This window comes from Alteromonas sp. DY56-G5 (assembly GCF_041414725.1).
In the GTDB taxonomy this organism is placed as follows: Bacteria; Pseudomonadota; Gammaproteobacteria; order Enterobacterales; family Alteromonadaceae; genus Alteromonas; species Alteromonas macleodii.
Genome location: NZ_JANHZQ010000032.1, coordinates 31,843 through 52,552, shown reverse-complemented (window position 1 = coordinate 52,552; position 20,710 = coordinate 31,843). Strand labels below are relative to the sequence as shown.

The 20,710-nt window shown below is 45.8% G+C and carries 21 protein-coding genes; 16 read left to right on the top strand and 5 right to left on the bottom strand.

Features of this window, described 5'->3' with window-relative positions; translation table 11 throughout:
• Window positions 1–104: 104 nt before the first annotated feature.
• The 8 genes from cutA (at window position 105) to NO989_RS15245 (ending at window position 7,923) form a co-directional block, all read left to right on the top strand.
• Window positions 105–419, top strand: coding sequence for a divalent-cation tolerance protein CutA (gene cutA / locus NO989_RS15280; protein WP_371342822.1), 315 nt, complete (start codon window positions 105–107; stop codon window positions 417–419).
• Between the two features lie 63 nt (window positions 420–482).
• Window positions 483–2,369, top strand: coding sequence for a protein-disulfide reductase DsbD (locus NO989_RS15275; RefSeq protein WP_371342821.1), 1,887 nt, complete (start codon window positions 483–485; stop codon window positions 2,367–2,369).
• A 115-nt stretch (window positions 2,370–2,484) separates the two neighbouring features.
• Window positions 2,485–3,294: a M23 family metallopeptidase gene (locus tag NO989_RS15270; RefSeq protein ID WP_371342827.1), complete on the top strand. Its 810-nt coding sequence runs from the start codon at window positions 2,485–2,487 to the stop codon at window positions 3,292–3,294.
• A 303-nt stretch (window positions 3,295–3,597) separates the two neighbouring features.
• Complete coding sequence (gene aroQ / locus NO989_RS15265; RefSeq protein WP_014951275.1) at window positions 3,598–4,038, top strand: type II 3-dehydroquinate dehydratase; 441 nt, start codon at window positions 3,598–3,600, stop codon at window positions 4,036–4,038.
• A 14-nt stretch (window positions 4,039–4,052) separates the two neighbouring features.
• Entirely contained in the window at window positions 4,053–4,517 is a 465-nt protein-coding gene (accB, locus tag NO989_RS15260; RefSeq protein ID WP_014951276.1) for an acetyl-CoA carboxylase biotin carboxyl carrier protein, read from the top strand.
• Between the two features lie 14 nt (window positions 4,518–4,531).
• The gene (accC, locus tag NO989_RS15255) at window positions 4,532–5,875 is read left to right on the top strand and encodes an acetyl-CoA carboxylase biotin carboxylase subunit (RefSeq protein ID WP_014951277.1); all 1,344 of its coding nucleotides are present in this window, start codon (window positions 4,532–4,534) and stop codon (window positions 5,873–5,875) included.
• A 409-nt stretch (window positions 5,876–6,284) separates the two neighbouring features.
• Complete coding sequence (locus NO989_RS15250) at window positions 6,285–7,229, top strand: hypothetical protein (protein WP_371342820.1); 945 nt, start codon at window positions 6,285–6,287, stop codon at window positions 7,227–7,229.
• Window positions 7,230–7,482: 253 nt separating this feature from the next.
• Window positions 7,483–7,923 carry a hypothetical protein gene (locus tag NO989_RS15245; protein ID WP_076011918.1) on the top strand — a complete coding sequence of 147 codons (441 nt, stop codon included), beginning with the start codon at window positions 7,483–7,485 and terminating at the stop codon, window positions 7,921–7,923.
• 56 nt (window positions 7,924–7,979) lie between these two features.
• On the opposite strand, the gene NO989_RS15240 is transcribed toward NO989_RS15245, so the two are convergent.
• From NO989_RS15240 to NO989_RS15230, 3 genes are all read right to left on the bottom strand, one after another.
• A complete protein-coding gene (locus NO989_RS15240) occupies window positions 7,980–8,243 on the bottom strand; it encodes a TIGR03643 family protein (RefSeq protein WP_015000000.1) in 264 nt (87 codons plus the stop codon).
• A gap of 92 nt (window positions 8,244–8,335) precedes the next feature.
• Window positions 8,336–10,483 (bottom strand): exonuclease domain-containing protein, encoded by a 2,148-nt coding sequence (locus tag NO989_RS15235; protein WP_371342819.1) that lies wholly within the window; start codon window positions 10,481–10,483, stop codon window positions 8,336–8,338.
• Between the two features lie 117 nt (window positions 10,484–10,600).
• Window positions 10,601–10,888: a hypothetical protein gene (locus NO989_RS15230; protein WP_230598863.1), complete on the bottom strand. Its 288-nt coding sequence runs from the start codon at window positions 10,886–10,888 to the stop codon at window positions 10,601–10,603.
• 186 nt (window positions 10,889–11,074) lie between these two features.
• Between NO989_RS15230 and NO989_RS15225 the strand changes: the two genes are divergently transcribed.
• From NO989_RS15225 to NO989_RS15215, 3 genes are all read left to right on the top strand, one after another.
• Window positions 11,075–11,266, top strand: a complete 192-nt coding sequence (locus NO989_RS15225; protein ID WP_014980678.1) for a CPXCG motif-containing cysteine-rich protein — start codon at window positions 11,075–11,077, stop codon at window positions 11,264–11,266.
• A complete protein-coding gene (locus NO989_RS15220; protein WP_014951284.1) occupies window positions 11,259–11,888 on the top strand; it encodes a flavin reductase family protein in 630 nt (209 codons plus the stop codon). Before NO989_RS15225 ends, NO989_RS15220 begins: the two co-directional genes overlap by 8 nt.
• Window positions 11,889–12,110: 222 nt before the next feature.
• Window positions 12,111–12,404, top strand: coding sequence for a high-potential iron-sulfur protein (locus tag NO989_RS15215; RefSeq protein ID WP_014951285.1), 294 nt, complete (start codon window positions 12,111–12,113; stop codon window positions 12,402–12,404).
• Window positions 12,405–12,502: 98 nt separating this feature from the next.
• Here NO989_RS15215 and NO989_RS15210 read toward each other — a convergent pair whose 3' ends face one another.
• Window positions 12,503–14,122 carry an amidase gene (locus tag NO989_RS15210; protein WP_371342818.1) on the bottom strand — a complete coding sequence of 540 codons (1,620 nt, stop codon included), beginning with the start codon at window positions 14,120–14,122 and terminating at the stop codon, window positions 12,503–12,505.
• A 142-nt stretch (window positions 14,123–14,264) separates the two neighbouring features.
• Window positions 14,265–15,026 carry a substrate-binding periplasmic protein gene (locus NO989_RS15205; protein ID WP_371342817.1) on the bottom strand — a complete coding sequence of 254 codons (762 nt, stop codon included), beginning with the start codon at window positions 15,024–15,026 and terminating at the stop codon, window positions 14,265–14,267.
• Between the two features lie 291 nt (window positions 15,027–15,317).
• Between NO989_RS15205 and prmA the strand changes: the two genes are divergently transcribed.
• The 5 genes from prmA (at window position 15,318) to NO989_RS15180 (ending at window position 20,686) form a co-directional block, all read left to right on the top strand.
• Entirely contained in the window at window positions 15,318–16,196 is an 879-nt protein-coding gene (gene prmA, locus NO989_RS15200) for a 50S ribosomal protein L11 methyltransferase (protein WP_061486807.1), read from the top strand.
• 370 nt (window positions 16,197–16,566) lie between these two features.
• A complete protein-coding gene (gene dusB, locus NO989_RS15195; RefSeq protein ID WP_371342816.1) occupies window positions 16,567–17,565 on the top strand; it encodes a tRNA dihydrouridine synthase DusB in 999 nt (332 codons plus the stop codon).
• Between the two features lie 30 nt (window positions 17,566–17,595).
• The gene (fis, locus tag NO989_RS15190; protein WP_012520109.1) at window positions 17,596–17,889 is read left to right on the top strand and encodes a DNA-binding transcriptional regulator Fis; all 294 of its coding nucleotides are present in this window, start codon (window positions 17,596–17,598) and stop codon (window positions 17,887–17,889) included.
• An 82-nt stretch (window positions 17,890–17,971) separates the two neighbouring features.
• Window positions 17,972–19,570: a bifunctional phosphoribosylaminoimidazolecarboxamide formyltransferase/IMP cyclohydrolase gene (purH, locus tag NO989_RS15185; protein WP_014977764.1), complete on the top strand. Its 1,599-nt coding sequence runs from the start codon at window positions 17,972–17,974 to the stop codon at window positions 19,568–19,570.
• 300 nt (window positions 19,571–19,870) lie between these two features.
• Window positions 19,871–20,686, top strand: coding sequence for a class I SAM-dependent methyltransferase (locus NO989_RS15180; RefSeq protein WP_039228695.1), 816 nt, complete (start codon window positions 19,871–19,873; stop codon window positions 20,684–20,686).
• Window positions 20,687–20,710: the final 24 nt, after the last annotated feature.

Here is a 20,710-nt window from a genome sequence, read left to right as displayed (position 1 = left end):
ACCGTGATATACTGTAGCTATGAAAGAATAGTGCGACTTTTCAGGTCAACTACATATCGACCCATTAGCAAAGTAACAGGCGCGAAATAAAGTAGGAAAAGTTCATGACAATTAAGCTTATATTGTGCACCACGCCCGATGAAAAGACAGCGCAGTTAATTGCCAGCACGCTCGTTAAAGAAAAGCTTGCCGCCTGCGTCAACATAATCAAGGGTATAGAGTCCGTTTATGAGTGGCAGGGGAAGGTGGAAACCGACGCAGAGTGCCAACTGCTTATTAAAACGAACACACAACACGTTTTACAGGCCCTCGAGAGAGTAAGTGAACTACATCCGTACGATGTCCCTGAATGGTTAGAACTTAATGCTGAGGCTAGCAGCGCTTACGGTCAGTGGTTACAAACCATGCTACAGCGCTAGTTAAAACTTAATTCTAATAAAAATAACGACAACGCAAAATAGATAAAAATGAACTGTAACTTTATGACTTTACTTTCTTTCTCATCAGGCACTGCATCAGCTTCACTGTTTCGTCGCTTTAGCGCTTATGTACTTTCAGCATTTTGTTTAATGACGTTATTAAGCACGTTCGCCTTGGCTCAGGTGCCCAATGCCTTTGACGATCCGTTCGTGGATGAACCCCAGTTTTTAGATGTAGACCAAGCGTTTGCGTTTGATTTCAACCAAAAAGGCGATGTGCTTACGGTAAGCTTCGATATTGCGGACGGCTACTACCTCTACCTAAAGCAGTTTAAGTTCGTGGCGAAACAAGCCGAAATTGGCGAGCCTGACTACCCAAATGGGGTAATGATTCAGGATGAGTTTTTTGGCGAGTCTGAAGTGTTCTACAACGGCGTATCTATTACCTTGCCTATTGAATCAGCACTCAGTGACGGCGTAGTTAAAATTCGCTATCAAGGCTGCGCTGACGCAGGGCTTTGCTACCCGCCTACAGTGAAAGTCGTGTATTTAAACGAAGTGGGAAGCAGTGCAGTTGCCGATACAGATACGACCTCAGAATCAAATGACGCAGCGGCCTCTTCGCAAAGCGAGCAGTTCGATTTAGCGCAAAGGCTAATTGATAAAGATAACCTTGCGCTCACTTTAGCGCTATTTTTTGCACTAGGCGTAGGCTTAGCCTTTACGCCTTGCGTATTTCCTATGTATCCCATTGTGTCGGGCATTGTGATTGGTCAGGGCAAGCCTAAAACCGCATCGCATTCATTCTGGCTAACCTTTGTTTATGTTCAAGGTATGGCGATTACCTACTCGCTTCTTGGATTAGTGGTTGCGGTAGCCGGCGCGCAGTTTCAGGCTGCGCTGCAACACCCTGTGGTGCTGGGCGTATTCATTGTGCTATTTGTGGCGCTTGCCGTTGCCCTGTTTGGTGGCTTTGAAATTCAGCTACCGGCAAAGTATCAAGAAAAGCTCACTCACATGAGTAACAATCAAACGCCCGGCAGTTTCGCAGGGGTGTTTATTATGGGCGTATTGTCTGGCCTTATCGCTTCACCCTGCACTACTGCCCCGCTAACCGGTATATTGTTATTCATCGCCCAAACTGGCGATATGACACTGGGCTTTATTTCTCTTTACTTGTTAAGTATTGGTATGGGCGTTCCACTTATTCTGTTCGGCATGACAGGTGGAAAACTCCTACCTAAAGCAGGTAACTGGATGAATGTGGTGAAGGTGACTTTCGGCTTTATGATGCTTGCCGTGGCCATTGTGTTTATTGAGCGTTTATATAATAGCCCAGCCACTGGCTTCCTATGGGGATTGCTTGGCTTCGGTTTATTCGGTTACTACTGGGTACTCAATCGCGCCAGCAAAAACTCACTGATGAAACTTGTACGTGCTGTTGTGGTGGCAATAGGCATTATGGGAAGTGCTGGCCTTACTTATCAAGCAGGGCTAAACACAGGGCTTTGGGGCGAGCACTCTCATGGTGTCCACGCAGGGCACCCAGACTTTGTTGTTGCGCGAGACTTGGCAGACTTACGTAATAAAATAGCGGCGGCTAACGCACAAGGTAAAACCGTAATGGTCGATTTGTACGCCGACTGGTGCGTAGCCTGTAAGGAATTTGAAAAGTACACCTTCCCTGACGAGAAAGTGGTATCTGCACTTAGCAATACGGTATGGATGCAAATGGACCTTACCGATAACACACCAGAACGTCAGGAGATTTTTGACACCTTTACTGTGCTAGGTCTGCCTACCATTTTGTTCTTTGACGAAAACGGCGACGAGCTAACCAAAGCCCGTGTCACCGGGTTTATGAAAGCAGACGCCTTTGCCGGTCACGTAAACGAGTGGCTTAACAATGGGTCTAACACTAATGACGGTCAAAGTGGTCGCTTGGACTAAGGCGCGTCGATTCCAGGACTTTCCTCTTCTCATATGGCGAGTATGGCGAGCAGTGCGAAGCGCTGCTCTCTTTATCTTGGTTAGAAACGGGGTTCAGAAAAGAAGGTTGGATTCAATGCTGGCCTTCTTATTTATTTCGCTCACTTTTGCCCTATCAGTAACAGCGAAAACCACGGGGTGCTTTGATAACAAACGCTTTTGTTTTGAGCTTACGCCTTCGTCTTCTTCTCTTTATTTAGTCTCAGTACAGAGAAAAGTAGAATTGCCCGTAGCGCTAACTCTGTATTCCAATGTGATGCAAGACATTCCAACAGGCAATGGGGAGCTTAAATCAAAAGCCCACGTTAATGCATTTTTAGATACCAATGACCAAGTGCCCCTTGGCGTAGTAAAAAATGCCGACGCATTCTGGGATTCTATGCGCGTTAAATGGACGGTGGGGCGCGTAGACGCGATACACGACAACGCCTATACGTATCTGCCACCGCTACAACCAGCTAGCAAATACCGTATTGTGCAAGGCTTTAACGGCAATTTTAGTCATTCTGGTGCGCCAAGGTATGCTCTCGATTTTGCCGCGCCTGTAGGTACACCTATTTTAGCCGCCCGGGAAGGCGTAGTGGTCGACACGAAAGATGACGGCACGAAAGGCGGGCCAACGCCGAAGTTTGCAAAATACGCTAACTACGTTGTTATTCTTCATAGCGACGGAACCACCGGCGAATACTACCACCTGAAATATAAAGGTGTTGTAGTAACAAGAGGGCAAACTGTAAAGCGCGGGCAGCTTATCGGTTATACCGGCAATACGGGGTTTTCTTCCTTACCCCACCTTCACTTTGGCATTTATGTAGCCAAATTCCATGGTAAGTACGTGAGTGTGCCGTTTTCCCTCGACAGCGCCCTAACTAAGGCCTCGCCTTAGCATTTATAGCAATACATACTGATACTTTTCGTTAAAACTGCCATCTCATCCCCCACTAACGCCTTCTGAGAGTGCAGCATGCTGCGGTTTCACAGGCAGCCAACAAGCAAACATCCCAATAAACTTTGCGCCGAAAACACCTGATTAGACCAGTATTTTGCTGCGAAATCTTTATCTATCACTATAATCAGCATTTAACACAATAAACGAGCAAATTAATTGGCTTTTTTTCGTGCAACTGTCACAAAAGTTTGTTGAAATGGCAATAACCGTGACTTTTTCCCGAAGATAGCAGCAAACTAGATGAATATTTTGTTATTGAACGGCCCTAACCTGAATATGTTAGGCCAAAGAGAACCCGACAAATACGGCACACAAACCTTGCAAGACATCGTAGATGATTTGCAGGCGCAGGCTGCGTCAAGCAACGTGACCTTAACGCATTTTCAGTCAAACGCTGAGTTTGAACTGATTGATCGCGTGCACGCTGCTATGGGTACTGTTGATGCCATTATTATTAATCCTGCTGCCTTCACGCACACCAGCGTCGCCCTTCGCGATGCATTATTAAGTGTCAATATCCCGTTTATTGAAGTGCATTTGTCGAACGTTCACGCCCGTGAACCGTTTCGTCATCATTCTTATTTTTCTGATGTTGCAGCTGGCGTCATTGTTGGCCTTGGTGCCATGGGCTACTCGCTCGCGCTAACTGCAGCAATCAACTTACCGAAATCGCATAAATAAAGCAGAGACAGAACATGGATATTAGAAAGATTAAAAAACTCATCGAACTAGTGGAAGAATCTGGCATTGCCGAGCTAGAGATCACTGAAGGCGAAGAGTCTGTACGCATCCACCGTGGCCCAACGGGTGTTCAAGCGCCAATGAACTACAGCTTTGCAGCTCCTGCTGCACCGCAAATGGCCCCTGCTCCAGCGGCGGCAGCTACCACTGCTTCTGAAGCACCAGCAGAGCCAGCTCAGCCAGAAGGTCACGTTGTTAAGTCTCCAATGGTAGGTACGTTCTACCGTGCATCTTCACCAACGGCAAAAGCATTTGCAGAAGTGGGTCAACAAGTGAAAGTTGGCGACACGCTTTGTATCGTTGAAGCAATGAAGATGATGAACCAAATTGAAGCAGATAAAGCCGGTGTGGTTAAGGCAATCTTGGTTGAAAACCAAGACCCTGTAGAATTCGACCAGCCAATGTTCATCATTGAATAAGCGAGTGCTTAACTATGCTAGATAAAGTACTTATTGCTAACCGTGGTGAGATTGCCCTGCGTATTTTGAGAGCCTGTAAAGAACTAGGCATCAAAACCGTAGCGGTGCACTCTACTGCGGATAAAAACTTGAAGCACGTGTTGCTGGCTGACGAATCAATTTGCATTGGTAAAGCATCGGCAACCGAAAGCTACCTGAACATTCCTCGCATTATTGCTGCTGCAGAAGTCACTAACTCTATTGCTATTCACCCAGGTTACGGTTTCCTAGCGGAAAACGCAGACTTTGCTGAAGCAGTAGAAAAAAGCGGCTTTATTTTCATTGGCCCTAAAGCTGAAACTATCAACCTTATGGGTGACAAAGTTTCTGCTATCAACGCCATGAAAAAAGCAGGCGTACCGTGTGTACCCGGTTCCGACGGCCCGCTAACTGACGACGTAGAGCGCAACAAAGCCATTGCTAAGCGCATTGGTTACCCAATCATCGTTAAAGCTGCGGGCGGCGGCGGTGGTCGTGGTATGCGCGTGGTGCGCAGCGAAGCTGAGTTGATTAAAGCCATTGAAACAACGCAAGCGGAAGCTGGCGCTGCATTTGGTAACTCAACGGTTTACATGGAAAAATTCCTTGAGAACCCACGTCACGTTGAAATTCAAGTATTAGCCGATGGCCAAGGTAACGCCATTCACTTAGGTGAGCGTGACTGTTCAATGCAACGTCGACACCAAAAAGTGGTTGAAGAAGCGCCTGCACCGGGTATTTCTGAGCAAATGCGCACCAAGATTGGCGATCGCTGCCGCAGAGCCTGTATTGAAATTGGCTACCGCGGAGCAGGTACATTCGAGTTCCTATATGAAAACGGCGAATTCTATTTCATTGAAATGAATACCCGTATTCAGGTAGAGCACCCAGTATCTGAAATGATCACAGGCGTTGACCTTATTAAAGAGCAGCTTCGCATTGCAGCCGGTCAGCCACTATCAATTGATCAGTCGCAAATTCAAATTCGTGGCCACGCTATTGAATGTCGAATTAACGCAGAAGATCCACAAACCTTCATTCCTAGCCCTGGTCCTATTGATATGTTCCATGCGCCAGGTGGTTTAGGTATTCGTTGGGAGTCGCATATTTACGCGGGCTACCACGTGCCTCCTTACTACGACTCAATGATTGGTAAGCTTATCACTTATGGTGAAAGCCGCGACGAAGCGATTGCTCGTATGCGCCACGCCCTTGAAGAGATTGTGGTTGAAGGAATTAAAACGAATATCCCTCTTCAGCGCGCCATTATGGCCGATGAAAACTTCTTCGCGGGTGGAACCAACATCCACTACCTAGAGAAGAAGCTAGGTTTAGCCTAATCCCCCCTTTGGGCTACACGCTGTTTTTTGTGTAGCCCAATTTTCTTTCTTCGCTATTCGCTATTCGCTATTCGCTATTCGCTATTCGCTATTCGCTATTCAGCACATTCTAATTTTCCGATTACTACAATCAATTTTTAACGATTTTCCTATTAAAAAACTGGTTCTATACTGCATACAAGTTTTAAGACATCTCCCTGAGTTTTAATGCTTTTGTGTGTTTTACCCTCATTGGAGTCCCACTCCACTTATTGCCGGCATCCCTGCCGGCTTTTTTTTGTATTTTTTTCTTAAGCCGTTATTCGTTGCGCTAACTACGTTATTCGTTGCGCTAACTACGTTATTCGTTGCGCTAATTAATTAGATTTAATGTATAAACTACTTAATCATGTTGTTTAGGGTTGAACAGGTGCGAAATCCTTTTTTGTTTATTTTACAGCTGATAGCCATTGCAGGAACTAACGCGCATGCAGAACAAATAGCGCCCACCTTCTCACAGAAGCTAGATATTCAAGTTCGTTACGATAATCGTTCCAACCGCCCAAGCCGCGAACAATATCGACTGCGTTACTATCCCTCTCTTGCCATCACTTCTGCGTGGTCAGTAAACAGCTTTGTGGTGACTGGCGATGACTTTTCATCAAGTCACAATACATTCGGCAGCGACAACACTGATTATCTCTACGCAAGGCGTCTGTACTTAAGGCATGAAACCGATTCGGGGAAAACTGAGTTAGGTGTTATTCCAACTTACAAAGGGCGTGTTTCTTCCACCGGCTTGTCGAAAGATGGTTGGATAACGGGAGTACGTCACGTGAAGCAATTGCAAAACGACACCGCCATTGAAATAGTCGTTGGTCAACTTGCAAATGCTGAAGCATCTGAAGCCTTTAATATTGGCGGAGAGGATGAGTATTTCGAAATTGAATATTCGGCCAAGATGGGACAACGACATAGCTACGAAGCCAGTTTTGAAAGAATGCTGAACGGTACGTTTGCCCGGGCAGAATATCGATTACGTATTAATGAACAAGATACCGCGTTCATTGAATTAGTGCAGCGTACTGATGAAAGTGCTGCGAAAGTTGTAGTGGGCACCAGCGGCGAATTCGCTGCAAGCGCTTTTAACACATCATATCCTATCGAATATTTTGCTTACTATTCCTATATAGACAGTAGTTTTGGTGAGCGCGCCGAATTAATTGAAGATTTCCTTGGAACAGGCCACGGTGGCTCAGTAGAGTTTGGTGGAGTGCTTTCAGAAAAGCAGGACATCGAGTGGTTTATAAGGGCTGATGTAGTTGATAGCGTCAGCCGGTTACTAGCAGGGGTAAAACTTTCTTTCGAAAGTTAAGCAGAACCGAATTGGTGGGCCATAGTAAAAAAGGCCCACCAATGGGTGGGCCAAACAGCAAGAACGCGTACACACTTTAACAGTGCATAGTGAGTTACGGTTTATCGACAAACAGAGTTCAGTTATCGCAGATTACGTATTTTTAATCTTAACAACTTTCAACGATATTTAGGTTTTATTACAATTTGGCGGTGTTGATAGGAATTATCTTCATTTTATTTCAAGGTTTTACCCGTTAAGAAAAGGTGTTTTTGTGCCAAGCCGCTACGCTCAGTTCAAAGAAAAACTTCCCATTTCTCGACTCTCAGATGAAGCGCTTCTAGCGTTTCGTGTCCTCTTTGATGATCCCCTAGATATAGTAGACTTAGCTCAGGATATATCTGACTTAACGCTCTACCCTGAACGCCTGAAAGACAGTTACAGGAAAGAATGGGAAGCGTACGTGATCAAGGCGCTGGCCTTTGAAATAAGGCAGCATAATGACCTTTCACCAGCAGAATTCATTGAATTAATGATGAAAAAAGTGGAAGCCGTTCAGCAAAGTGATGAAACCTATCAGAATTTACTGCGCCAAGTCCATCACGCAAAAAGCATTACCCAATCTAGTAATACCATCATATTCCCTACGCCGTTACGTCAGCAGCTAACCGCATTCCTCTTACCGATAACAACAATGACGCATCCTAAGAAGTAATGTAGTGCAGCCTTCGCTAAAGGGGCTCTACAGACCCCACGCGCTGATTGGGTACACTACTTATTGGCACTTTTGTATTTATACTGTGAAGGACAATACCCTCTGTCTACACCTTCAGGTCGCAAGCTAGCGTGCTTTGTTTTTCTGCCCGATACACGCTCTCGCCAGTTTTTGAAAGTTTTCTGTTTGAGGTTTTTGCGCATAAGCTTTATTACGTCTTTTTCTGGCAGCCCGTATAAACGCTCAATGGCTTCAAACGGCGTGCGGTCTTCCCACGCCATTTCAATTATTCGTGATTCTTGTTCTTCAGTTAATGCCATCTCTTACTTCTCAATATGCATTTTTAACCCTTTAGATACTAAGCTAACGCGCATTTTGTTCAGTACACCAGTCTAAAATAACACGAGGACAATTACGTATTTGACGAAATACCCACCAGCTCATCGTCTTTTTCAAACGCTAGCTTTAACAACTCGGCAGCGGCTTTGGCATCGCTCAGCGCACGGTGATGCTGCTCCATATCGATGTGAAAGTGCCGGGTCAGGTTTGCCAAGGAGTAGGATGGTAGCCCCGGATAAGTGCGGCGCATTTCGCGCACGGTGCACATTTTCGGTCGCCTAAAAGTTTGCTCTAATCTTGCGAACTCTTGCTTAATGAACCCATAGTCGAAATTCACGTTATGCGCGACAAACACAGCATCTTCGGTGAAGCTGGCCACGTGTTCCGCGACTTCGGCAAAAATGGGGGCATTTGCCACCATGTCATCCGAAATTCCGGTAAGACGGGTAATATTGCTTGGAATACGGCGCTGCGGGTTTAATAGGGTTTGAAACCTGTCTACCTCTTTCCCACCAACAAGTTTTACCATACCTATTTCGGTAATCCGGTTGTAGCTGCTGTTTCCTCCCGTGGTCTCTATATCTACCACAACATAAGGCTGTGCTGGGTCGCGTATCCATTTCACTGTTGTTACCGCAACGTCAAATCCAGCTTGCTGCAAACGTTGAATTGAAACCAGCTGATTTCGGCGAAGCTGATCGCCAGGCGCTTTGATTTCTTCAAAGCGAAGTGCGCCGTCAAATACCATGATATCGGGGAAGCCATCTCGGAGGCTCTCAAAGTCTTTGCACATCATGCGAAGTAAAGCATAAATAGAATCTAGCGAACCATGCTGAATTAGCGCTTCTATAGGCGTAAGCAAATGACTAGACCACATAAACAGGCTATTCACTTTGCCATAGTGCATCGTGGCCATTTTGTGAATATGAAAACGCAGTTTTTCTTTGCTATCAAGCGCCTGTAACAACGCTTCAATACTGTGTTCAAACTTAGCGTAAAAGTTATTCTGTTTAAGCGATAACGGCCTGCGATCAAACTCCGTAACCAGCGTGTCTTCTTCGTAAAGTTGCCTCCAAAAGGTAAGGCCGAACAAACTGCGCCACAATCGGTTTTCCGTGCGCCAGCCTTCAATGCCGTGCCTTGCATAATGCGCCAGCACACCACGCTCAACCTGTTGGTTTTGGCTTACGTCAATATCCAGTGTACGGCTAGCATTGCGAAGCATGTCGGTAACCGTGCTGGTGCGTTTTTTGTGGTATTTACGGGCATAGAAATCTTCTGCAAATGCTAACAGCGTATCCGATTGCGGATTATCAATTATCTCTTCAAGGGTCTGTTTAACACTATTTTCATTTCCGTCCTTGTAGCTCTCTCTTAACCACTTTTCTTTTGCCTTATCGCTTTGCGCCGCTTTCAATACTTCTAGCCCTTTCGCTCTATCAAACATCAGCACTTTTAGACCTAGTGCATAGAGAAACTGGTCGCGATAAAAACATGCCGACACACCTTCTGTAATGGGCAGTTCACCTTCGGCAATGGCAAGCAACATATCATCGTTATAAAAAGCTAACTGGCTGTAATGGTTGGCGTAAAACCATGACGCTTGGGCGTCGCTTTTAGTTTCAAAACGCGCCGTATCCGTTACGGAATCAGAACGGGTTCTCATTACGCCTAAATCGCGCATAGAAAACTGATTTAGGCGGCTTTTGGTGTTACCAAAATAGATAAACAGCAAATAGCGAAGTGCATCGTCGAACAAGCACACTAAGTAGTTATCTAGCGAAAAACGCTCTGGCCAGCCTCTAGCTTCGATATGTTCATTAAGCAACGTCACGAGTTTAGGCTTGGTGAGAGATGCGAGCCCCTGAATACTGCCGTATTCAGCAAGTAGCTCAAGCAGAGCATCTTTGGTCAAGACACCAGCGATGTCATTAAGCGAAGCGTGGGTAAGGTCACCAAACCAGCCGTTGTCGGTAAGCCAATCTATTTGCTCTTGTGGCACAGCGATTTCGCTATAATTGAACTGCGTCCTGTCAATCACTGCATACTTGCGATTTGCAGCGCGCACAACAATACACTGTTTGTCATCGTCTAACGCTTTAAAACGCCTAACAAAGTCAGTGGCTTCGTCACTTAGAAGCGCCCTGCTAGCACTCTCAAAGAACCCAAGGAACTCGTGAAAGTGTGTAAGGTAATAACGTGGCGGTAAATCTTTTCGCATGAGGTATCTTTGGCTATGAAAACACCAATAGTGTATATTTATACAGCCACGCGAATCAAATTAAATCCTCCGCGATTGGGTATCACATCTGCTGCCAATAGTGCACAGCGTGTACTTTTACACGCGTACGCGCTGTTTAGACACCCAATGAAAGAACGAAGAAAGCTGCGCATCTGCCAATAAACGCTGCAAATTGAAGTAGTGTTTGGCCAACGTCATCTCATCATAAAATCGATGTATACCGCTGTGACATTGTCTGCAAATGTAAATGCCGTCCTGAAGCTCCGCTTTGCTAAAGTGCTTTTTAAAATAGGTACGCCTGTGCATTTTTCGCGGAATAAGATGATGGTAAGTAAGGCGAGTTTCTCTATTACAGCACGGGCATTGACCAACTTTATTTGCCACAAGGTCACCTTTTTCGTCTATCACATCTATTATTTGTGGACCCAGTTTTCTGATTACTCATAAGCGTCAAATGGCAGTCTTGTCCTTTTCTCTTAAAATCAGATACAAGGGGCGTGTCTAAAAGAAAATCCAGTCGTCTTTGCATTACGTAACAAATAGCATTAGTGATTACAAAGGCATTTAAATATGAGTTTAACTCGTTCCATGGGCTTTTCCTGTCCTTACTGCATGGCTCCAAATGATGTTGAAATAGATGAAATTAACGATGTTGGCCAAGTACAGGTGCTCGACTGCCAAGTGTGTTGTCAGCCCATTGAGCTTACTGCTTATCAGCACGGTGATGACATTCAGATAGAGGCAGAAAGAGAGAATGACTAAGCAGTTTACCCGCGGTGATATAGACGCCCTTGCACAGCGCTACCGCGCAAACCTAATTAATAGTTTGTCTGGTTTTAAATCGGCGACTTTGGTGGGTACAACAAACGGCGTTACAAACAATTTGGCTATAGTGAGCTCTATTGTTCATGTCGGTGCAAACCCGCCTCTCATTGGCATGATCATGCGTCCACATACCGTCACGCGAGATACGTTGAGCAATATAAAACAGCAGGGCTTTTATACGCTAAATCACGTGGCTGTTGACTGGGTCGACAAAGCCCACCAAACATCAGCCCGCTATGCGCCAGATGAAAGTGAATTTGAAGCCGTTGGGTTAACCGCGCAGATCAGTGAGTCCTTCAGTGCGCCGTATGTCAAAGAAAGTGAAATTAAAATGGGCTTAAAAGTAGCACAGCATTTTACTTTGCTTAATGAAACCGAAATGGTTATCGGCGAAATCCAGGAGCTCTACGTTCCTGAGCAAATAATAGATTCAGACGGCTATGCAGATATAGAGCAAGCGCAAACGGCCTGTATCTCAGGCCTAGACAGCTACCACAGCACACAACGAATTGCGCAATTTGCGTATGCAAAGCCCGATGTAAAGTTAACCGTGAAGTGAACTAATAAACTGTCCAACGGTCTTACATTCAATACTTAAGGTTGTAACTCTGAAGTTTATTTAATCTGGATCAAGCGAAAATGCGACATTTCGTTCGATCTTTTTTCAAAAAGAGATAGTATTTAAACATGAAACAAAACCTGCCTCTTTGGGCAGGTTTTTGCGTTTAAGGCACTGAATAAAAAAGAATCATTATCGTTTCTATCTCTTAAGGAGAATGTTATGAAATCTGTAAATCGCCGTGACTTTTTAAAGCTTTCTGGCTCGACAGTTATCGGTCTTACATTAGGTGGTGTAGCGTTACGTGCTCAGGCTCAAGAACAATTGAGCGCTGATGACCCTACTGCAAAAGCACTGAACTACACACCGTCGTCAACTGTTGAAGGTGCAAAATGCGCAAACTGCATGTATGTGCAGGGCGCCGATGGCGAACAACACCGCCCTTGTAACATTTTCCCTAATAAGCTTGTTAACGCTGATGGCTGGTGTAGCGCTTGGGTGAAAAAGCCTGGCTAACCAATCGAAAGAAAAGACGTTCAAAAGCCCTTGAGTTAAACCAAGGGCTTTTTTCGTTTCTGTTGAGGCGAAATACGATTATGTATCCTCATTTCCCGCTAGCGAACTACGTCAATTCCGTCTTCGATACCTTTTAGCGCTGGGTTGTCAAAACGTGTAGGCAGAAGGCCAGGCTTAATGAAGAAGCCGTGTTTTGCTTCAAAGACTCTACCTATTTTTAACACGCTTTCGTCTTGCCATTTTCCACCAATAAAGCTAATTCCCACAGGAAGATCTTTCACCTGTCCAGCGGGCACTGTGAGATGCGGATATCCTGCAATTGCGGCCAAATACCCGATACCGATAAAACCGACAGGCGAATGGTCACCATATACGCCGTCTATTAAAAAAGAAGGGCTGTTTGAGGGCGCAACTAGTACATCAACATTGTGCTTTGCTAACAACGTATCAATACCATTTTTGCCCGCCGTGTCTTGAATAAGGCGCAGTTCATTTTGATACTTTTCGCTGTCAATGGCTGCCGACGCGAGCGATTTTTCGAAAATGTCTTGATTGAATAACGCTAACTCGCGCTCTGTTTTGTTATTGAAATCGATAAGCTCAGACAAGTTCCTTGCAGGGAGCTCTGCCGGCGACCCCGACAAGTATTCGTTAATACTATGATGGAACTCGCTCAGCAGAACATTGTAAGAGTCGGCCCAAAATGAATCTGGCTGAGAGAAGTCACTGATGTCCACCAGCGTCGCGCCCGATGCTTTAAGCTGCTTTAACGCGTTTTCATAAACAGCCAGCACATGAGGGTTATCGCCTTGGCGGTACCTAACCACACCAATACGCTTGCCTTTTAAATCTGTAGCCAGCATTGAAGATGTTGGCATAGAAGGGCGGTGAGACTCAGCGTCTAGTGTCGCGTTATCGCTTGCATCAGGGCCCGCCATGATTGCCGTCATTAGCCAGGCGTCTTGAACGTTAGACGTCATTGGGCCTGCGGTGTCCTGACTGAAAGAAATAGGCACTATGTGAGTTCTGGAAAGCAAGCCCACGGTCGGTTTAAAGCCGACTACCCCGTTTATGGATGCCGGACAAATAATAGAGCCATTGGTTTCGGAGCCCACGGCAAGTGACGCAAGACGAAGTGACATGGCAGCGCCCGAGCCCGATGACGAGCCACAAGCACTTCTTGATAGCATATGTGGGTTTCGGGTAAGCCCGCCAACTGCACTCCAGCCGCTGATAGAGGATTCAGAGCGAAAGTTTGCCCATTCAGACAAATTGGTTTTACCCAAAATAATTGCCCCTGCCGCTTTCAGTTTTTCTACGATAGGCGCATCGCGACCAGTATCATTAGTAATAAGCGCCATTGAGCCCGCTGTGGTGGGCATCTCTTTACTTTCTATATTATCTTTTAGCAGCACGGGAATACCTGCCAGAGGGCCAAGCGTCTCGCCATTCGCTAGTTGTTTATCGATGGCCTTCGCTTCGGTCAGCGCGTTAGGATTCAACGCTAAGACGCTATTTACCTTTTCATCTAGTCGTTCGATTCGCGCAAGATAACCGCTAACGAGCTCAGCAGATGTCGTGTCGCCACTCGCAACAGCTTGCGCCTGAACGTGAGCAGGCTTATCTAACCATTGCTCAATCTTATCTGTATGATTGGCTTGAGACACGCATGCAGTGCATAGCACGACTACGGCCAGCAAAATCCCCTGTTTCAACATAAACCTTTCCTTAACGTATGATCCTAGCGCCTGTTACTCCTTCTTATTTTGCAGCTTTCAACGGCAGTAGAAGGTAACGTAATGTTAGTTTCTTATACGTTGAATCAGAAATAGTTCACTGTCTAGACAATATACATCAGAATTATTTTGCCGTTTCCGCTACGGGAAGCTTATGAAGGAGGTTATCGAGCTTATATTCATCAAGCAGTAACTGATACCGCCCATCTTCAATAAATAGCCGAAGGGTGGCGTTGAACTTGGCTCTTAGCGCTGGGTCGGGGATTGCAGCACTGTAAGGCGATATAGGAAAAAGCTCATGAAAGACGGTTGCGTCTTCGGCATAAGCACTGTTTGCAGATTTGAAGTAGTTGAAAATATTTCTATCGAGAATGGCAACATCGACACTGCCGCGCATCAGCATGTCCACTTGACGATCTTGTCGTGCCATTTCTATATAAGTAGTTTGCGATGCGAGAGTTCGCCCAAAGCCCTCACCTAATACCGATTGTGCGGTTTGAAAAGCAATGACGCTTTTACCTTTCAAATCGTCGATACTGTCTATCGTCAGTTCTCTGTCTGCCCGTGTTACCACGACGTTCTGATAGATAATATATGGCTCAGATAAAATGCTTGGATCGACCGTGTGTGCAGGATTAAGGGTAAGTCCAATGTCAACGGCGTCATCTTTTAATAACCTTGCCGTACGCCCGAAAGGAACATAAATAGGCGACAATCCATATCCCATTTCAGCAAGGATCGCCCGCACCAAGTCAACCTCAAAGCCGGTGTGCTCTTGTGAAATAACGTATGGAGGCTTGTTCCAGCCTACAACCACATCTAGCTCTTTCGCGCTAAGCGGTATGATAAAACACAGTAAACAAACAGCAAATAAAAGTGCGCGCATACAACAGATGAACCAGACTATAAATTAAACGATACCCTTCACATAATATAAACTTATATAAGAATTTCACCAGTCGACAAAAGGTTAGTTTTTCTCAAGGCTTACGTAATCAATTGAGCAGCCAAGTTTTACTGGGTACTTGAGAGCCTGTTGAGAGCCAAAGTGGTTAGATTTGATCATGCCTCTGTAAGCATCGCGTTCTCATTTACTGAAAGCTTTTCGCTTGCCTGCATTTTGTTTACTGCCAAGCAAAGGTACAATAATGGGCAAAGGTCTCAATGAACGATAACTATGGCTTGGCTACAACTTCGAATTAATACCTCCTCTGAACATGCAGAATCAATAGGCGACATGCTAACGGCCAACGGCTCACAAGCAGTGACCTATGTGGATGCGAAAGACACCCCTATGTACGAGCCCAAGCCGGGTGAAGTGTTACTGTGGCCCGATACACAAGTCGTCGGCTTATTTGAAGCTGATGCCGATATGAAAGGCATCCTTCAGCGCTTGGGTAAAGCCAAAGTCTTAGGCCCTGATTTTAAATATAAGCTTGAGCCACTTGAAGACAAAGACTGGGAGCGAGAGTGGATGGATAACTTCCATCCCATGCAGTTTGGCGAGCGCTTGTGGATATGCCCAAGCTGGCGCGATGTTCCCGATCCAAACGCGGTTAACGTAATGTTAGACCCAGGTCTTGCCTTTGGTACTGGCACGCACCCTACCACTGCGCTTTGCTTGCGCTGGCTTGACGGCATAGATATGACGGATAAAACCGTCGTCGATTTTGGCTGTGGTTCAGGAATTTTGGCGTTAGCTGCGCTGAAGTTGGGCGCTAAGCGCGTCATCGGCATTGATATCGACCCACAAGCGCTACAAGCAACAAAAGAAAATGCACGACGCAACGGCGTTGAAGACCGTTTGGATGTATACCTTCCTGAAGACCAGCCTGAGCTTGAAGCCGATGTCGTGATGGCGAACATCTTGTCAGGTCCATTACTAGAACTTCAAAGCGTGATTACAAATTACTGCAAATCAGGCGGTTTGTTAGTCCTTTCTGGCATTTTGGCGGAGCAAGTTACGCGCATAGAAGAAGCGTACGCTCAAGATATTACACTTGAACCCAGTGCCATAGATGGCGAATGGGCGAGAGTGTCGGGCAAAAAACACTAAGTTTGAGTGATAAACCGACCAGTCGGTGAAAATTACGCCCAGTTAGAATAGTGTGTTTTCGGTAAACCAACTCAAAATTGCGATGAAAATTTGTACGACAAAGCACGTTGCCGCCTAATTAATTGTTAATTTTTTTCACATTACAGCCCTTTCAAATCGGGGGCTGTAAGACTTTCGTACAATATTTAAACTAAAAATCAACGTTAGCTTACTAATGTGACAGATTTTTTTCACTGTCAAGACCACGGAGTGAAATTTTGTGCGATTTTTAGCCTTTTCAAGCCTTGCGAAAACACGTACACTTAGCGCCCCGTTTTAGCCGGGTGTATATTTTCTGTGCAGTTTTAGATGGCGAGCTATACATTTTACAATGCGAATTGGACCTTACGAGTTAGAAAACAATTTGATGTTGGCCCCCATGGCTGGCGTAACAGACAGACCGTTTCGCCAACTTTGTAAGCGCTTAGGTGCAGGGCTTGTTGTCTCAGAAATGCTTTCGAGTAATCCGAAAGTTTGGAACACAGCTAAATCACAAGCGCGTATGAATCATGAGGGTGAAGAAGGCATTCGCTCTGTACAGATAGCTGGGGCTGATCCTGAGCTTATGGCTCAAGCAGCACAATTTAATGTTGAGAACGGTGCGCAAATCATCGATATCAACATGGGTTGTCCTGCTAAAAAGGTCAATAAGAAGCTAGCAGGTTCTGCATTGCTTCAATACCCAGACACAGTGGAAGCGATTATTAAAGCAGTAGTTAATGCTGTTGATGTACCCGTGACACTAAAAATTCGTACCGGCTGGAACCCAGAAAATCGCAATGGGGTAGAGATTGCCCGCATTGCAGAGCAAAACGGCATACAGTCGCTTGCTGTTCACGGCAGAACACGAGCTTGTATGTATAAAGGAGAAGCTGAATACAGCACCATACGTCAAATAAAGGCGGCAATTTCAATTCCTGTTATTGCAAATGGTGATATTACTTCTCCAGAGAAAGCACAAGAGGTGCTGAATTACACCGGTGCAGATGGCGTAATGATAGGTCGCGGCGCGCAAGGTAAACCTTGGATATTTAAGCAAATCCAACATTATCTTGAAACGGGCGAGAACCTACCAGCACCGCCGCTGTCAGAGCTATATAAACTCTTGCATGAGCACGTAGCCAATGTGCAGGACTTTTATGGCGACATAGCCGGTGTGAGAATTGCCCGTAAGCACGTGGGCTGGTATCTCGCGGAGCACGATACGGATCGTCAGTTTCGTAAAACGTTTAACGCTATCGATGATGCGAATGAGCAACTCGATGCACTAAATGCATATTTTCAAGCGCTGCAGACACGAGAAACCCGACAGATTTCTCCCGCAGCATAGTGATGACTAACTTAAGAGCAACACAGTATTATGTTCGATCAAAACGTGACTTCACCTTTTACTACTACAGTAACTACGCCTTCACAAACGCAAGCTCAAAAGCCACTGCGTGACTCTGTAAAGCAAGCGGTTAATAAGTACCTTAAGCAATTGGATAACGCAAACATCGATAACCTGTACGAAATGGTACTGGCTGAAGTTGAAGCGCCGCTGCTAGAAGAAGTCATGACTTACACACGCGGCAATCAAACCCGCGCTGCCATCATGATGGGCATCAACCGTGGCACACTTCGCAAGAAGCTTAAGCAATACGGCATGAACTAAGATTCCAAGGGCTTTGCCCACCAAAGAGCACCAATCGGTGCTCTTTTTGTTTCAACACTACAACATTAGAAACTTAAAATTTATGCAAACACCAAAACCAATTAAACGTGCTCTCCTTAGTGTCTCTGATAAAACCGGTATCCTCGATTTCGCGACAGCGCTGCATAACGCTGGCGTAGAACTTCTGTCGACGGGCGGTACTGCTAAACTTCTCGCTGACGCTGGCTTACCTGTTAAAGAAGTGTCTGATCACACAGGTCACCCAGAAATTATGGCTGGCCGCGTTAAAACCCTTCACCCGAAAATTCATGGCGGTATCCTTGGTCGTCGCGGTACCGATGAAGCAGTGATGGAAGAACACAGCATTGCGCCTATCGACCTTGTGGTGGTTAACCTTTACCCGTTTGCTGCTACCGTGGCAAACGAAGACTGTACGCTAGAAGATGCGATTGAAAATATTGATATCGGTGGGCCAACGATGGTTCGCGCTGCAGCGAAAAACCATAAAGATGTCACTATTGTTGTTAATGCGGCGGACTACTCTCGCGTGCTTGCAGAAATGAACGACAACAATGGCTCGTTAACGTACAACACTCGTTTTGACCTTGCGATTAAAGCGTTTGAACATACGGCCGAATACGACGGCATGATTGCAAACTACTTTGGTGCTCGTTTAGACAGCACAGGTTGTGAAGCAGACTGTGACCACCAGCACAGTGAATTCCCACGTACCTACAACATGCAGCTTACTAAGAAGCAAGACCTTCGCTATGGCGAAAATAGCCACCAGGAAGCGGCATTCTATGTTGAAAACAATGTTCAAGAAGCGTCTGTGGCTACCGCTACTCAGCTTCAGGGTAAAGAACTGTCATTCAACAACATTGCTGACACGGATGCGGCGCTTGAGTGTGTAAAAGAATTCGAAGAGCCAGCATGTGTAATCGTTAAGCACGCTAACCCATGTGGTGTGGCCATTGGCGATGATATTTTAAGTGCCTACGACCGTGCGTTTAAAACTGACCCAACGTCTGCATTTGGTGGCATCATCGCGTTTAACCGCGAGCTTGATGCGAAAACAGCGCAAGCGATTGTTGACCGTCAATTTGTGGAAGTGATTATTGCGCCGACAGTAAGCGATGAAGCGAAAGAAGTAGTAAGTGCGAAGAAAAACGTACGTCTTCTAGCGTGTGGTGACTGGGCTGGTCAGCTAACTGAAGGTTATGACTTTAAGCGCGTAAACGGTGGTTTATTAGTACAAGAGCGCGACTTCGGCATGGTTGAAATGGAAGACCTAGAAGTTGTGACTAAGCGTAAGCCAAGCGAAGATGAACTACGCGACCTTATGTTCTGCTGGAAGGTAGCAAAATACGTGAAGTCTAACGCGATTGTTTACTGCAAAGACGGTATGACGGTAGGCGTGGGCGCAGGTCAAATGAGCCGTGTTTACTCTGCAAAAATTGCGGGTATTAAAGCAGCTGATGAAAACCTTGAAGTAGCAGGCTCTGTCATGGCGTCTGATGCATTCTTCCCATTCCGCGACGGTATCGACGCTGCGGCTGAAGCAGGTATTAAAGCAGTAATTCAGCCAGGCGGCTCTATGCGCGACCAGGAAGTCATTGATGCCGCTGACGAGCACGGCATTGCTATGGTGTTCACGGGTATGCGCCACTTCCGTCACTAATAAGTATTTACGCTATACCTTTTAGTGAGGGACACCAACACCTAGGTTAAACACGCAGTAAAGTGGCATTTAGTGGCTTTACTGTGTGTTTGTTATTTTTCCTTAACCCTTTTAAATACGCAGACTCGAGGTCATTTGCTTGGTTGTAGTGAAATCTCATCGAAGCGACAGAGTTGCGAATTATTCTGCTAAGGCGTAAGTGCAAATAGGGGTTAGCTGATAGGCTTGATCTGTCCCGTGGTAATTTGTAGTAATAGTGTTATGTTATTCGCCTACCCTCGACAGAAAAAGGAAATAAGAATGAAAAAGTTAGCCCAATATGTGTTAGCCGCAACCTTAGGTGTAAGTGCTACTTATGCCAGCGCAGATGCGATTTCTGATGCCGCAATGAGCGATATCCGCTCTGCTAGTGCAAAAGTGCGCGATGAGTACCGTAATCCTCAGCAAACACTGCGCTTTTTTGGCCTTACCCCAGACATGACTGTGGTAGAAATCTCTCCAGGTGGTGGTTGGTACGCCGACATCCTTTATTCTGTTGTAAAAGATAACGGTAAGTATGTAGCTGCTCACTTTTACGTGGATGATGAAACCAGCGGTTACTTTAAAAAATCGGTGGAAGGCTTCAAAGAAAAAATGAAGCCGGGCATGAAGTACGAAGGTGCTGAGCTTACTGCATTCGACCCAATCAAAGCGTTAGATATTAGCGACGCAGGTAGTGCCGATATGGTGCTGACGTTTCGCAACGTACACAACTGGTATATGCGTCACGGTGACGAGGGTATCGACAATGCATTTGGCGCATTTTTCAAAGCGCTTAAGCCAGGAGGCGTACTGGGCGTAGTGGAACATGAGCTTCCTGAAAGCGCAGATGATGAAGCAATGAAGAAAAGTGGCTACATGAAGCGTTCTTACGTTGTGGCTGCCGCCGAAAAAGCAGGCTTTGTGCTTGAAGCAAGCAGCGATGTCAACGCTAACCCAATGGATACTGCCGACCACCCGAAAGGTGTGTGGACGCTACCTCCACGTTTGGCGCTAGATGATCAAGATCGCGAAAAATACATGGCGATTGGCGAGAGCAATCGCATGACGCTAAAATTCACCAAACCAAAATCATAAAATTAAACACTCAAAACGGAACAG